The organism is Lutimonas saemankumensis (genome assembly GCF_020171465.1).
GTDB lineage: Bacteria > Bacteroidota > Bacteroidia > Flavobacteriales > Flavobacteriaceae > Lutimonas > Lutimonas saemankumensis.
This window is the reverse complement of the sequence record NZ_JAIUZR010000004.1, coordinates 573,633-586,938: the sequence shown is the minus strand read 5'-3', so window position 1 is coordinate 586,938 and position 13,306 is coordinate 573,633. Positions and strand designations below refer to the sequence as shown.

The 13,306-nt window shown below is 38.2% G+C and carries 15 protein-coding genes and 1 tRNA gene; 10 read left to right on the top strand and 6 right to left on the bottom strand.

Going from position 1 to position 13,306, the window contains the following annotated elements; all coding sequences use genetic code 11:
* Window positions 1-9: 9 nt before the first annotated feature.
* The 3 genes from LCM02_RS10370 (at window position 10) to LCM02_RS10360 (ending at window position 2,386) form a co-directional block, all read left to right on the top strand.
* On the top strand, window positions 10-1,026 hold the full coding sequence (locus LCM02_RS10370; protein ID WP_224929177.1) for an NAD-dependent epimerase/dehydratase family protein: 1,017 nt from the start codon (window positions 10-12) through the stop codon (window positions 1,024-1,026).
* 85 nt (window positions 1,027-1,111) lie between these two features.
* Entirely contained in the window at window positions 1,112-1,891 is a 780-nt protein-coding gene (locus LCM02_RS10365) for an SDR family NAD(P)-dependent oxidoreductase (RefSeq protein WP_224929174.1), read from the top strand.
* Between the two features lie 306 nt (window positions 1,892-2,197).
* The gene (locus LCM02_RS10360) at window positions 2,198-2,386 is read left to right on the top strand and encodes a hypothetical protein (protein WP_224929170.1); all 189 of its coding nucleotides are present in this window, start codon (window positions 2,198-2,200) and stop codon (window positions 2,384-2,386) included.
* A 274-nt stretch (window positions 2,387-2,660) separates the two neighbouring features.
* On the opposite strand, the gene LCM02_RS10355 is transcribed toward LCM02_RS10360, so the two are convergent.
* The 3 genes from LCM02_RS10355 to ahcY all read right to left on the bottom strand — a co-directional run bounded on the left by LCM02_RS10355 (window position 2,661) and on the right by ahcY (window position 4,961).
* A tRNA-Ala gene (locus LCM02_RS10355) sits at window positions 2,661-2,734 on the bottom strand.
* A 20-nt stretch (window positions 2,735-2,754) separates the two neighbouring features.
* On the bottom strand, window positions 2,755-3,552 hold the full coding sequence (locus tag LCM02_RS10350; protein WP_224929167.1) for a universal stress protein: 798 nt from the start codon (window positions 3,550-3,552) through the stop codon (window positions 2,755-2,757).
* A gap of 92 nt (window positions 3,553-3,644) precedes the next feature.
* Window positions 3,645-4,961 carry an adenosylhomocysteinase gene (gene ahcY, locus LCM02_RS10345; protein ID WP_224929164.1) on the bottom strand — a complete coding sequence of 439 codons (1,317 nt, stop codon included), beginning with the start codon at window positions 4,959-4,961 and terminating at the stop codon, window positions 3,645-3,647.
* Window positions 4,962-5,015: 54 nt separating this feature from the next.
* Between ahcY and LCM02_RS10340 the strand changes: the two genes are divergently transcribed.
* From LCM02_RS10340 to LCM02_RS10310, 7 genes are all read left to right on the top strand, one after another.
* Complete coding sequence (locus LCM02_RS10340; protein WP_224929161.1) at window positions 5,016-5,648, top strand: 4'-phosphopantetheinyl transferase superfamily protein; 633 nt, start codon at window positions 5,016-5,018, stop codon at window positions 5,646-5,648.
* A gap of 49 nt (window positions 5,649-5,697) precedes the next feature.
* A complete protein-coding gene (locus LCM02_RS10335; protein ID WP_224929157.1) occupies window positions 5,698-6,435 on the top strand; it encodes a geranylgeranylglyceryl/heptaprenylglyceryl phosphate synthase in 738 nt (245 codons plus the stop codon).
* A complete protein-coding gene (locus tag LCM02_RS10330; RefSeq protein WP_224929154.1) occupies window positions 6,419-6,679 on the top strand; it encodes a hypothetical protein in 261 nt (86 codons plus the stop codon). The genes LCM02_RS10335 and LCM02_RS10330 overlap by 17 nt, the downstream gene beginning before the upstream one ends.
* On the top strand, window positions 6,663-7,286 hold the full coding sequence (gene pnuC / locus LCM02_RS10325) for a nicotinamide riboside transporter PnuC (RefSeq protein ID WP_224929150.1): 624 nt from the start codon (window positions 6,663-6,665) through the stop codon (window positions 7,284-7,286). Before LCM02_RS10330 ends, pnuC begins: the two co-directional genes overlap by 17 nt.
* Complete coding sequence (locus LCM02_RS10320; protein ID WP_224929147.1) at window positions 7,256-7,852, top strand: AAA family ATPase; 597 nt, start codon at window positions 7,256-7,258, stop codon at window positions 7,850-7,852. Before pnuC ends, LCM02_RS10320 begins: the two co-directional genes overlap by 31 nt.
* 22 nt (window positions 7,853-7,874) lie before the next feature.
* Window positions 7,875-8,279: an alternative ribosome rescue aminoacyl-tRNA hydrolase ArfB gene (gene arfB, locus LCM02_RS10315; protein ID WP_224929144.1), complete on the top strand. Its 405-nt coding sequence runs from the start codon at window positions 7,875-7,877 to the stop codon at window positions 8,277-8,279.
* A gap of 218 nt (window positions 8,280-8,497) precedes the next feature.
* Window positions 8,498-10,681: a TonB-dependent receptor gene (locus LCM02_RS10310; protein WP_224929140.1), complete on the top strand. Its 2,184-nt coding sequence runs from the start codon at window positions 8,498-8,500 to the stop codon at window positions 10,679-10,681.
* Window positions 10,682-10,752: 71 nt separating this feature from the next.
* On the opposite strand, the gene LCM02_RS10305 is transcribed toward LCM02_RS10310, so the two are convergent.
* The 3 genes from LCM02_RS10305 to LCM02_RS10295 all read right to left on the bottom strand — a co-directional run bounded on the left by LCM02_RS10305 (window position 10,753) and on the right by LCM02_RS10295 (window position 13,266).
* A complete protein-coding gene (locus LCM02_RS10305) occupies window positions 10,753-11,316 on the bottom strand; it encodes a Tll0287-like domain-containing protein (protein WP_224929136.1) in 564 nt (187 codons plus the stop codon).
* A gap of 21 nt (window positions 11,317-11,337) precedes the next feature.
* Entirely contained in the window at window positions 11,338-11,760 is a 423-nt protein-coding gene (locus tag LCM02_RS10300; protein WP_224929133.1) for a rhodanese-like domain-containing protein, read from the bottom strand.
* A gap of 84 nt (window positions 11,761-11,844) precedes the next feature.
* Window positions 11,845-13,266: an MBL fold metallo-hydrolase gene (locus LCM02_RS10295; RefSeq protein WP_224929130.1), complete on the bottom strand. Its 1,422-nt coding sequence runs from the start codon at window positions 13,264-13,266 to the stop codon at window positions 11,845-11,847.
* Window positions 13,267-13,306 lie beyond the last annotated feature (40 nt).

The window sequence follows — 13,306 nt, the reverse complement described above, 5'->3', positions numbered from 1 at the left end:
CTATCAATCATGAAAATTGAGAAAATGTTAAAAAGTATTTCAATAGGAAAGAAAGTCCTTGTCATTGGTGGTACTGGTTTACTTGGCTATCATACTGTTAATCACCTTATTGAAAATGGGCATTTTCCTAGTGTTTTAACCTTACCTTCAGACACATCCAAGCCTTTTCCTCAATCAGTTCCTATGCACTATGGTAACATATCTGAAATGAGTGACAGCCAGCTTCAGTCATTAATGAAGGGGTATGATTGGCTAGTGTTTAGTGCCGGAGGGCATGATACTTATCCTCTTCCAAAAGATGAACTTGAAACGCTATTAGAAGAAATTAATGTTGTTTCTACAAAACGAGTAATGGAAGCAGGTCGTTCAGCAGGAGTGACTAGAGCCGTTATTTTTGGTTCCTATTTTGAATATTTCGCCAGAGCGTGGCCAAGTTTAAAAATGGCTGAAAAACACCCATACATAGCCAGTCGTATACGTCAATCAGAAGTTGCATTTGATCTTGTTACAGATGATTTTGGTGTAGTGGTTTTAGAATTACCATATATCTGGGGTACTATGCCTAACCGAGAGCCACAATGGAAAGATTTGATTCATACCTTAAGAGGAGACGGAAAAACAATCAATTACGAAGGTGGTGGTACCATCATGACAAGTGTACTTCACGTTGCTGAAGCAGCTTTAGGAGCATTGGAAAGAGGAATCTCAGGTCACCGTTACCCTGTTGGAGACCAAAATGTAACATGGACTGAACTCATTTCTAAAATTGCTGAGATTGATGGTGTAGAAAGAGAAATCAATACCCTAAGTCATGATCAGTTAATGGTAACAGCTAAAGAAAATCAAAATAAACTTGATGAAGCTGGTTTGGTTACTGGGATAAACCCGGTCTCTTATGTTCAGATCGCAAGTGCTAACGCATTTTTCGATCCGGAACCAACGCGCATTGCCCTTGGTCTTACATCTGGTGGACTGGATGAAGCGATTAGAGAACAGGTTAAGATGGTTCCAATCGATAATAATTAACTGCCGAGAAAAGAAGGTCTCCGATTAATAATTTTCGAAGGAAGACTTCAATAAATGAATTAACAACAATCAAAAAATAATAATAATGAGTACTAAAGAAAGAACATTGAACAGATTTGAAGGCAAAAAAGTGTATTTAACAGGTGCTGCATCAGGTATTGGTCAGGCCACAGCTATTCGTTTGGCATCCGAAGGAGCTTCTCTATATCTTACCGATTTGAATGAGGAAGGATTAGCTGGCACTGCTGAACAATGCAAAAAGTATGGTGCAAAAGTAGTTACCGCTAAATTGGATGTCTCTAGCCAGACTCAGGTAAAAGCTACTATTGCAGATTGCACCAAACAATTGGGAGGAATTGATGCGGTATTAAATATAGCAGGTGTCCTCTTAATTGAGCATTTTGAGAAAACAACACTAGAGCAGTTTGACTTTTTAGTGAATATAAATATTAAAGGCACTTTCATGGTTTGTCAAGAAGCTATGCCACACCTACTTGCATCAGGTGGTAACATTGTAAACTGTAGTTCATCTTCAGCTTATTGTGGTGTAGGGTATGGAGTGCTTTATGGTGCCACAAAAGGTGCAGTGAGCGCTATGACCAGAGGGATTGCCGTGGAATTTGCTAAGAAGGGTATCAGATGTAATACTATTATTCCCGGTGAGGTGTCCACTTCAATGACGGCTCAACCAGCTATGCCTGATCCAGAAAGTTTAGATTTCTCTCTAATGTCCCGTGGAAACCCGCTTACTGGTCAAGCCGCAACCCCAGATCAGATTGCAAGTGTTATTGTAATGTTGGCGAGTGAAGATGGTGCATACATAAACGGTGCAGAGATCCGTGCTGATGGCGGAGGTCTTTCATAATTCAAGATTCATAAGATGTTCATTAAAATATTTTCAGGGGTCTATGGTCATTGACCCTTTTATTATTTTGACCTTTAAATCGGAGTAAAGGTGAAATCTAAACTTAATATAAATTCAAAGCTCCTATCAAGAGTTCTCCTTCTTTGATAAACTCGGGAAATGAGCTCTACTCACATTTGCTTTAAAACAAAACAGTAATTACAAATTATAAAAATGATAGAATATATTCCAATTTTAGGTGCCGTAGGATTACTAGGATTAATTTCATTTGTAAAAAAAGTTCCAAAGGAAACATCTGGATCAAAAATGCGAGCATTAGGTGCTTTGGGTCTGCTTGGATTACTGGGTATCTGGATAGGTCCTCTTGGAGCTTGTGGCGCATTTGGAGCATTCAGTTTGTGGAATCATCCAAATAGAACCTTGGCAAACCTGGCTAAACTAGGTTTCTTAGGTACCATTGGACTAGCTACTTATTTAATACAGGTATTGAACTAGAACTTAAAGAACAATTTTATTTGGAACGATTTATTTCTTGGAAATCCTTCCTTTAAGCTTTGCTTAGTCGAATTCCTTAGAAATAAAAAAAGCCTTCTGAACATTTCGAGGGATTAGCTGCGCTGATCCCTGAATGGTGCGCCTAACAACAAAAAAGAAAATACTGCAAAGCAGCATGGTTTTTATTTCTTAGAAATCCTTCCTTTAAGCTTTGCTTAGTCGAATTCCTTAGAAATAAAAAAAGCCTTCGGATGAAGGCTTTTCTTTTTTGTTGTGGAGCTACGGGGATTCGAACCCCGGACCTCTTGACTGCCAGTCAAGCACTCTAGCCAACTGAGCTATAGCCCCGGTAAATTTAAGAACGCAAATTACGACATTCCTTTTAAAACAAGCAAAGGAATCTTGCTTTCAAAATCAACTTTTTTCACGCGGTCATCTTCCCAGAGCTTTTTAAAGAACCCTCTTTTTCTTCGTATCACGCAAATCATATCCGGGTTTTCTTCATGTAAGAACTCCAGCACTCCCTGATAAACAGTTGCATTTGTTGTTGGAACCAATTTACTGATATGGCTTTCCAGGGTTTCATTCAGTTCCATGTCTTTTGCTTCCAGTTTGGGCGTTTTTACCTGTAGAAGATTGATCGTTGCACTAAACTTCTCTTTTATATTTATCAAAAGATCCAGGGTAGAAACAGATTTTATCGACCCCGATTTAATGGTCATTAAGATCTTTTTCATGGGTTTAAAGGCCACTTGAGAAGGTACGATCAAAACCGGAACTTTCGTGTCCTTAATTATATTTCCTGTAATTTTTCCAACAAAAATGTTTTCATCAGCCCCGTCATTCTTGGTAGAGGCTATGATCAGGTCTATATTCAGTAATTTATTCAGTTGTTTTAAGGTATCAATGATCGAATATCCTTTTAGGGTACTTGTCATGATATCAACATTTTTTTTATCAACTTTTTTCAAATGATCCTTTAAAATCGCTTTGCTGTCCCTTTCCATGATCTGATCCACATTAAGGATGCCTCCACTGATCTTTGGACTGCTGTAAACATGAACCAAGTATATTTTTGCATCAAAAACCTGTGCAAAATCAATTGCGTATTGTAAGGTGTTCGTGGCATGGTCATTACTGCCAATAGGAACCAAAATATTTTTCATGAGTTCTTGAATTAGAAATAAGGAAAGTTAAAAATAAATAAAACTTCCAAGTTTTCACCAGGAAGTCTTATTTATTTGGTCATCTTCGATTTTTAGTATCTGTAGTAATCAGGTTTAAACGGACCCTCAACTTTTACCCCAATGTATTCTGCCTGATCGGGTCTGAGTTCTTCAAGTTCCACACCTATTTTTGCCAAATGAAGTCTTGCTACCTTCTCATCCAGGTGCTTTGGAAGCATATAGACTTTGTTTTCATAATTCCCAGCATTGTTCCAAAGTTCGATCTGTGCCAAAGTCTGATTCGTAAAAGAATTACTCATCACGAAACTAGGGTGTCCTGTTGCACAACCTAAGTTAACAAGCCTTCCTTCAGCAAGCACAAGAATTTCATTCCCGTCAATGTTATACTGATCTACCTGGGGCTTGATCTCAACTTTGGTTGATCCATAATTTTCGTTTAACCAGGCCATGTCAATTTCATTGTCAAAATGCCCGATATTACATACAATGGCTTTGTCTTTAAGGGCTTTGAAATGACGGGCCTGAACAATATCCTTATTGCCTGTAGTTGTGATCACAATATCTGCTTTCCCCACAACATTATCCATTTTCCTGACTTCAAATCCTTCCATTGCGGCCTGAAGCGCACAAATCGGGTCAATTTCAGTTATAATCACCCTTGCACCCGTTCCTTTAAAAGAAGCTGCAGTACCTTTTCCAACATCACCATACCCTGCCACAACGACAACTTTACCTGCCATCATCGTATCAGTAGCTCTTCTTATGGCATCAACGGCACTTTCTCTACAACCGTATTTGTTATCAAATTTAGACTTGGTCACAGAATCATTCACATTGATTGCCGGCATAACCAAAGTTCCTTCTTTCATTCTGTCATACAATCTGTGAACCCCTGTTGTGGTTTCTTCAGAAAGACCGCGAATTCCTTTTACCAATTCAGGGTAACGATCAAAAACCATATTTGTAAGGTCACCTCCGTCGTCCAGAATCATGTTTAAAGGCTTTTTGTCCTCACCAAAGAACAGTGTCTGTTCTATACACCAGTCAAATTCTTCTTCAGTAAGGCCTTTCCATGCATATACCGATATTCCAGCTGCGGCGATTGCGGCGGCAGCCTGATCCTGCGTGGAAAATATATTACATGAACTCCAGGTTACCTCAGCACCAAGTTCAACTAAAGTCTCAATAAGAACTGCAGTTTGGATCGTCATATGCAAACATCCTGCAATTCGGGCTCCTTTTAGAGGTTTTTCACCTTTGTACTCTTCCCTTAAACTCATTAGTCCGGGCATTTCAGCTTCGGCCAAATGAATTTCTTTTCTACCCCATTCTGCAAGGTTGATATCTTTAACCTTATATTTCACATAAGTTGATGTTTCTGAACTCATAATTTTTATATTTGTTTTCGGCGGTAAAAATACAAAATAGATTTTAAAGATGTTATGGCACTTTATAAAACCATTAATTCAGAAGGTGGAACTGCAATTTATGTTTGGAAAATAGAAGAGTCTTTAGCGGAATTAAAGGACGGGCTTCAATTGACTGAGAATAGTATCAACAGGATAAAGGGCATGAAATCTGAGTTGCATCAGAAAGGGTTTTTAAGTGTCAGGAATTTGCTTGTTCTTGCCGGATATGAAGATGCAAATCTGCGATATAATGAATATGGCAAACCACTTTTGAACAATGGTAAGCATATTTCAATAACACATTCGTTTGAGTTTGCTGCCATTTTGATCAGTGATCGGGAAGCAGGTGTGGACATTGAAAAAAACAGGGAAAAGATCGTTAAAATTCAGCATCGATTTGTGAATACGGAAGTTGATTCGCTCTCAGATGAAGATCTGGTAAAACAGCTTACGGTTATCTGGGGGGCTAAAGAGTCCATGTACAAAACCTATCCTTATGGGGGCCTGAGCTTTCATGACCATATCGGCATAAATCCGTTTTTATTTGCCGATGGTAGGTCCTCTGGAAGAGTTATCTTTGGAAACTGGAAAAAGGAATACGAAATTAAATTTGAGTTTTTCAGGGAAGGATTCACCTTAGTCTATGCCATTGAAAAAGTCAATTAAAAGCAGAATCATAAACTAAATCCAAATCGTGCATTGCACTTGAACAGGAATGAGGATATACAATCAAATAGTCACTTCGAGTAGGAATGGGAGAAAGCTGTTGGCCATCTTGCTGGACCCTGATAAAGTAGACGAAAGCCATTTGGAGCCAATTTTTAACAGGATCAGAAATACTTCTGTTGATATGATCTTTGTTGGTGGGAGCAGTGTTCAGGAAAAAATGACCGACAACCTGGTTCTTAAAATCCGTAATTATTCTGAATTACCAATTGTATTGTTTCCAGGAAATTATGAGCAAATCTCTGATCATGCAGATGCCATTTTGTTTTTATCGCTAATTTCCGGAAGGAATCCTGAGTATTTAATTGAACAACAGATCAAAGCAGTACCTCAATTACAAAAATCAAATCTTGAGGTCATTCCGACGGGATATATTCTCATCGATGGAGGAAAGGAAACAGCTGTTCAAAGAGTTAGTGAAACTAAGCCAATCTCGGCGAAGAATGTGGAGGAAATAAGTCAAACTGCCTTGGCCGGTATGTACATGGGTAAAAAGCTTATTTATCTGGAAGCTGGGAGCGGGGCCCTGAACCCTGTTTTACCTGAGGTTATCAAATCTGTAAAAGAGACCCTTAATATCCCTTTGATCGTTGGAGGTGGAATACGTTCAAAATCGGCCTTGGAACAGGCTTATGAAAATGGTGCTGACCTGGTTGTAATCGGAACTGCATTTGAAGAAAATATAGAGTTTTTAGAAAAAAATTTGAACAATGAACATATCTGTTGATATATCCATGTATCCTCTTCATAAGGATTTTGAGGAACCCATTATTAACTTTATAAAATCTTTAAGGACATCCGGATTTCATATTGAGGAAAACGGTTTGAGCACTCAAATATTTGGAGCGTATAAGGAAGTAATGAACTTTTTAAACGAGAATATCCATAGTGCCCTGTTGGATGAAAAAAATTGTGTTTTTGTATTAAAAATAGTCACTGACGACCGCAGACATCATGCAGCAGATTATTGATTACTTGTTTGAACAGTATCAGGATTACCATTACTTAGATATTGTTTTAGAGATTGTCGCCGTTGTTTTTGGATTTTTATCTGTTTGGTTTTCCAAACAAAACAAGGTTCTGGTCTTTCCGACTGGAATGATCAGTACTTCTATTTTTGTATACCTTTTGTTTCAATGGGGTCTTTTAGGTGACATGATGATTAACGGGTATTACTTTATCATGAGTGTTTACGGATGGTATATTTGGACACGAAAAGTTGACGCATCTCACGTAACACCTATAAGCAGAACCACTTCTTTAGAAAAAAAGAAGTCGGGACTGATCTTTTTAGCCACCATAATATTTGTGTTTATTGTCTATTATTACAACGATAAATGGACGGGCTGGACTGCCTATGTTGATACGGTTACCACTGCTATATTCTTTGTTGGAATGTGGTTAATGGCAAAAAGAAAAATTGAAAACTGGATTTACTGGATTATCGGGGATGTTATTTCTGTACCCTTGTATTTATATAAAGGGCTTGCTTTTACAGCTTTTCAGTATCTTGGCTTTACAATTATCGCTATTTATGGATATCTGGCATGGAAAAAGCACTTGAACAATTACCAATAAATTTAATCAAAGTAGTCTTGTTTGGTCCCGAATCAACGGGTAAGACAACCATGTCAGAACTTCTTGCCAAACATTACAATACGGTCTGGGTTCCTGAGTATGCACGTGAATACCTTCAAAACAAATGGAACAATGAGAGGAAAACCTGTGAAGATACTGATTTACTGCCTATTGCCAGAGGGCAGATAAGACTTGAAAACGAATTGGCTCTTAAGGCGGATAAAGTGCTTATCTGTGACACGGATCTTTTAGAAACCAAGGTGTATTCTGAGGAATATTATGGAGGAATTGTTCATCCGGAACTGAATTTGTATGCCCTCAAAAATCAATATGACCTTTACCTGCTTACGAATATTGACACGCCGTGGGAGGCAGACGATTTGAGAGACCGTCCTGAACAGCGGGAGGAAATGTACAAAGCATTTGAAAATGCCCTGATCACAAATAACCGCCCGTTTATCCGATTGAACGGAGACATTAAAACAAGGTTTAAAGTAGCTGTAAAAGCTATTGATGAATTAATGAACCAACGGGATAATCTGAGTACCTATTCAGGGAGTCTCTAAAATAATCTAGATTCTAAAAAAGATGGATACAGATCTTATTAAGGAAGAAATAGAATATACAGCCGTAAGATCTGGCGGTCCGGGAGGGCAACACGCCAATAAGGTTTCATCCAAAGTTGTACTGACTTTTGACTTGTATCATTCAATGGCCCTGAACGGTTCGGAAAAAATTAAGATATCTGAAAGGTTGTCCACAAAACTTAATAAACAGGGAAAACTGATTCTAACCTGTGATCAAAGCAGAAGTCAGCATAAGAACAAGGAAACAGTAACCCATCGATTTTTAAAATTAATAAGCAGCGCATTAAAAAGTGAAAAAAAAAGAATTCCTACCAAAATTGGACGACTTAAAAAAATGAAAAGGCTGGATGAAAAGAAAAGGCATTCTTACAAAAAATCACTGCGTCAGAAGCCAGGGCTTGATTAAATCAAAATTTCATTTTTTAATTGGTTATTGTTGCTTAAATTTGCGGCAATCTTAAAAGGGGTGCCAAATATCGGCTGAGATTAAACCCGTTGAACCTGGAACAGGTAATGCTGTTTAGGGATGGCTATTCATAAGAAATGAATGGTAGTTTAGAAAGAATCGGATCTTACCTCTTTAATTCGATTATCATCAATTAAATATCCTTTAAGGAATAGAAAATGAAACAGTTAACTGTAATTTTCATCTTGTGCTTGTCTACGGTTGTATGGGCACAGGAAAAAAGTATTTTAAAAGACACCATCAATTTGGACGAGGTTCTGGTAAAGGCTACCCGGGTTGATGAAAAAGCACCTTTTGTTCGAAGTAATGTAACCAAAGAAGAAATAGAATCAAGAAATCTCGGTCAGGACATACCGGTATTGTTGAATTTTCTTCCGAACGTTGTTTCAACTTCAGATGCCGGTAACGGAATTGGTTACACAGGTATTCGTGTTCGGGGAAGTGATGCAACGAGAGTTAATGTAACCATCAATGGTATTCCGCTAAATGATAGTGAGTCACATGGCGTTTTTTGGGTTAACCTTCCGGATTTTGCAACTTCAACGCAGAGTATGCAGCTTCAAAGAGGTGTGGGTTCTTCGACCAATGGAGCAGGAGCATTTGGGGCAAGTCTGAGTTTGTCAACCAATGGAATAAGAGATAATGCCTTTGGAGAAGCAAGTTTTTCGGGAGGTTCGTACAATACTCTAAAGGCCAATGTTCAGTTTGGATCAGGCGTTATTGGTGCAGAAGGAGGTTGGCAGTCAGAATTTACAGGCAGGGTATCCACAATTCAATCTGATGGTTATATTGACAGAGCAACTTCAGATCTTAGGTCTATTTACCTGTCAGCTAGTTTTTTTAATGAAAACACCTTGATAAAGGCCCTGGCCTTTGGAGGCCATGAAATAACCTATCAGGCCTGGTATGGAATTGATCAGGAGACTTTAGAGACGGACAGAAAGTATAATCCGGCCGGGGAAATTTACGATGAAAATGGAGAGTTGGTTGGGTTTTATGACAATCAGGTTGACAATTATAAGCAGGATCATTATCAGTTGCATATCAACCATGATTTTGGGAATGACTGGACAGGGAATCTGGCTTTTCATTATACGTATGGAAGAGGATTTTATGAGCAGTATGAAAATGATGCTGACTTTTCCGTATACGGATTTGATCCGATCAATGTAGACGGTGAGGAAATAAGTTCCACGGACCTTGTACAGCGAAAATGGCTGGATAATGATTTTTACGGAACTACCTTTTCGGTTCTAAAGAATTTTGAAAATGTCAATGTTATCATTGGAGGAGCGTTCAATAAATATGACGGAGATCATTTTGGGGAGGTTAAATGGGCCAAATACGGCAGTGAGATGATCAACCAGCGTTTTTATGACAATACAGGCGAAAAGACAGATTTTAACCTTTATGCCAAGGCAGATTATGCTTTAAATGAGCGATGGAGCCTGTTTGGTGATTTACAGTATCGCAATGTGGATTACAAGGTTGAAGGAATTGATGAGGGGCCGTTAGAAATTTCGATAAAGGATGAAAATAATTTTTTCAATCCTAAATTTGGTGTTAGTTATTTTCTCGACAAGAGTAATTTCTATTTGTCTTACGCCAAGGGAAACAAGGAACCCAAAAGAGCGGATTATCTGGCTAACCCTGATGTAAAACCAGAATCTTTAGATGATTTTGAACTGGGATGGAATTATAATGCTGAAAATTTCAGGCTTAGAACCAATGTTTATTATATGAACTATATCGATCAGCTTGTGCTGACAGGAAATATTGATGATGTAGGAAACCCAATTGCGGACAATATTGGTAAAAGTTACAGACTTGGACTTGAAATCGATGCGGTGTTTAGATTCAGTGAAAAATTAACCTGGCAGCCTAATCTGGCGCTAAGTACCAACAAGAATATTGATAAATATTATGAGTTTGACGGTGAGCTGGTGAATTTTGGAAATACCGAACTGTCATTTTCTCCAGGTGTTATAGCAGGAAGTAATATTAGATTTGAGCCTTTGGAGAAACTACAGTTCAGCTTGCTTTCAAAGTACGTTGGTGAGCAATATATGAGCAATATAGAGCTAGAGGAGTCTAAACTTGATGCCTATTTTGTTAATGACTTTCAAGTCAGTTATGAAATCATTACCAATAAGCTTTTTAAATCCATCGTGTTTAGCGGCCTTGTAAATAACCTTTTTAATGTGAAATACGTTTCTAACGGATATTTTTATACCTATGATGATACCTGGACGGACCCTGATAATGTAACAACAATAACCGGAGCCGGATATTATCCGCAGGCCGAAATCAATTTTCTGCTAGGGGTTAACCTCAGGTTCTAGAAGATCTACAAGGGCTGCAGGGATGAGCGGATAATGGAAAAACGATTCTTGACTGGAGCATGGATATTATGTCAGGGAAATGAAATGCTCCAGATTCCTCTTAAGTCTCCCTCGCTAAACCCCGTGGCGAGATCGTTGGGATAAAACGACTTTATTATGGAGTCAGCTTGTTTTGAGACCTCCTTGTCAAGGCTTCCATGACACATAAGGCACTTTTTTTCAACCAGTATAGGTGCATAATAATGGGGTTTGCCCGATTCATCCAATTCAATAATGGCTTCAAGGGAAGCATTTTTATTTATCCTGGAGGAATACTTTTTCAAAACCTTTAGTTCCTCTTCATTGGGTTTGTTTAACGGATTTCTGGTTTTTAGGCTAGTCCTTTTTATGGTTACTTTCTCGGTTTCTGATACTTTTGAGGTAAGTGGAATGGCCGCCGTATTACAATACTCCACAGCCAGCGGAATACCACCTTCTTTCATTTTTGACATGAGATTTCCAGATAGTTCTTTTGCTGTTTTTTGAACAATTAGATTTCCTCTTTCTTTAAAGAGTCCAGCTTCTTTCTTGGTCAATTTTTTAGAACAGGAATATAAAACTATTGACAGAAGCAGAAGAAAAACATACCGGATCATTTCATTTAATTATTTAAAGTTTTATTTTACGGTTTTCAGCCCTTCGTCTTCCCATGCAGTAATTCCACCTTTCAGGTCATAGATTTTTTCAAACTCCATATCCTCTATCATCTTTGCGGCACTGTTACTTCTGCCTCCTTTTTTACAGTAGAGGTAAATTTCCTTACCTTTTTCAAGGGCAGCGATTTGTTCTTTAAAATCATCGGATCTCATATTGATATTGATGGAGTTCTCTATATGACCTGAAGCAAATTCTTCTGGTGTCCTCACATCAATCAGGAGGATTGAATCGTTTAATTTGTGAAGTTCCTTAGCAGTAATCAGTGAAATTTTTGACTCTTCCACCTCGCTCATTCCAGATTTGGTTTTTTTATCCTGGCCACATGAAGACAGTATTCCACTAAAGATCAAGGCAATAAAAACTATTTTTTTTAAGTATTTCATCATTCAAATAATTAGATTATCATTTACAATGATACGAAAAAAGGGAGTGATTCACTCCCTTTTGAACTATTGCTTAAATCAAATTTACAAGAGGGTCGTAGGACAAACGTAATCTGTCAAAGGAGCGTCAGTTTCTTTTAGGTCCTTGAATCCACCTCTTACATCCGTTACCTTTTCAACGCCATTGGCCTTGAAAATTGAGGCTGCTACCAATGAACGATATCCACTGGCACAGTGAAGAAAGTATTCTTTTTTAGGATCTATTTCAGCAAAATTCGAATTGATGAAATCCAGAGGGAAATTTTCTACACCAACAACATGCTCCGACAGATACTCTGATTCTTTTCTCACGTCTAATGGTTTTTCCATTTCACCTTTCGCGAGTTTCTCTGCAAAAAGATGAGCAGAAATAGAACCTATCGTGTCTACTTTGAAACCATGGCTTTTCCAGTTTGCGATTCCCCCTTCCAAATACCCAAGAGTATTATCATAACCTACTCGTGAGAATCTTGTTACAATTTCATTTACCCTGTTTTCACTATCTGCAATAAATATAATTTTTTGGTTAATGTCTTTGATAAGAGCTCCAACCCAAGGTGCGAAACTGCCATCAATACCTATGTACCAGGCTCCAGGAACCGTTCCTTCCTCAGCATATAATTCTTTACTACGCGTGTCCACAACAAGAATATCCTTCTGTTCACTCATCTCTTTAAATGTGGCTGCATCAAGAGGAGTCGTCCCTTTGTGAAGAATGTCTTCAATACTTGTATTGATCGTTTTGTTCATTCTTACATTATTAGGGAAATACTGTGGTGGTGGTTTTAGACCGGTTGTTACCTCATCTATAAATTCCTCTTTGGTCATGTCTGCACGAAGTGCATAATTGGTTTTCTTTTGATTACCCAGGGTGTCAAAAGTTTCACTACTCATATTTTTACCACATGCCGAACCAGCGCCATGATTTGGATAGATAATGATATCATCAGGTAGTGTCATAATTTTATTTCGCAATGAGTCATACAAGTAACCAGCCAGATCTTTTTCTGTCAGTTTACCTTGCTTTACAGCTAAATCAGGTCTTCCCACATCACCGATGAACAGGCAATCGCCAGTACAGATATAAGGCGTGTTTCCTTCCCCGTCAGTAATCAGGTAAGAAGAAGATTCCATAGTGTGCCCCGGAGTGTGTAATAAGGTTATTTTACCTTCCCCAAGAGGGAATTCTTCACCATCCTTAGCATTGTATATATCGTATTCTGCAGTCGCATTTGGACCGAAAACTATTTTTGCTCCGGTTTTTTGAGCCAGGTCATATTGCCCGGAAACAAAATCTGCGTGAAAATGAGTTAAGAACACATATTTAATTTTCGCATTGTCAGCCTCCGCCATTCTTAAATAAGGTTCAGTTTCTCTCAGTGGATCAATGATTGCAGCCTCTCCATTTGACTCAATATAGTAGGCCATTTCAGCAAGACATCCTGTAAATAATTGTTCAACTTTCATCATTTTTTGTTTTAAATTTACTCAAAGTTAAGCAAAGGAT

Coding starts and splice junctions, on each gene's coding strand:
- LCM02_RS10295 (WP_224929130.1), bottom strand. CDS start 13,266: ATGAAAGTTGAACAATTATTTACAGGATGTCTTGCTGAAATGGCCTAC.
- LCM02_RS10320 (WP_224929147.1), top strand. CDS start 7,256: ATGGAAAAAGCACTTGAACAATTACCAATAAATTTAATCAAAGTAGTC.
- LCM02_RS10350 (WP_224929167.1), bottom strand. CDS start 3,552: ATGAAAAATATTTTGGTTCCTATTGGCAGTAATGACCATGCCACGAAC.
- LCM02_RS10365 (WP_224929174.1), top strand. CDS start 1,112: ATGAGTACTAAAGAAAGAACATTGAACAGATTTGAAGGCAAAAAAGTG.
- LCM02_RS10310 (WP_224929140.1), top strand. CDS start 8,498: ATGAAACAGTTAACTGTAATTTTCATCTTGTGCTTGTCTACGGTTGTA.
- LCM02_RS10300 (WP_224929133.1), bottom strand. CDS start 11,760: ATGAAATACTTAAAAAAAATAGTTTTTATTGCCTTGATCTTTAGTGGA.
- ahcY (WP_224929164.1), bottom strand. CDS start 4,961: ATGAGTTCAGAAACATCAACTTATGTGAAATATAAGGTTAAAGATATC.
- pnuC (WP_224929150.1), top strand. CDS start 6,663: ATGCAGCAGATTATTGATTACTTGTTTGAACAGTATCAGGATTACCAT.
- LCM02_RS10340 (WP_224929161.1), top strand. CDS start 5,016: ATGGCACTTTATAAAACCATTAATTCAGAAGGTGGAACTGCAATTTAT.
- LCM02_RS10305 (WP_224929136.1), bottom strand. CDS start 11,316: ATGATCCGGTATGTTTTTCTTCTGCTTCTGTCAATAGTTTTATATTCC.
- LCM02_RS10370 (WP_224929177.1), top strand. CDS start 10: ATGAAAATTGAGAAAATGTTAAAAAGTATTTCAATAGGAAAGAAAGTC.
- arfB (WP_224929144.1), top strand. CDS start 7,875: ATGGATACAGATCTTATTAAGGAAGAAATAGAATATACAGCCGTAAGA.
- LCM02_RS10335 (WP_224929157.1), top strand. CDS start 5,698: ATGAGGATATACAATCAAATAGTCACTTCGAGTAGGAATGGGAGAAAG.
- LCM02_RS10360 (WP_224929170.1), top strand. CDS start 2,198: ATGCGAGCATTAGGTGCTTTGGGTCTGCTTGGATTACTGGGTATCTGG.
- LCM02_RS10330 (WP_224929154.1), top strand. CDS start 6,419: ATGAACATATCTGTTGATATATCCATGTATCCTCTTCATAAGGATTTT.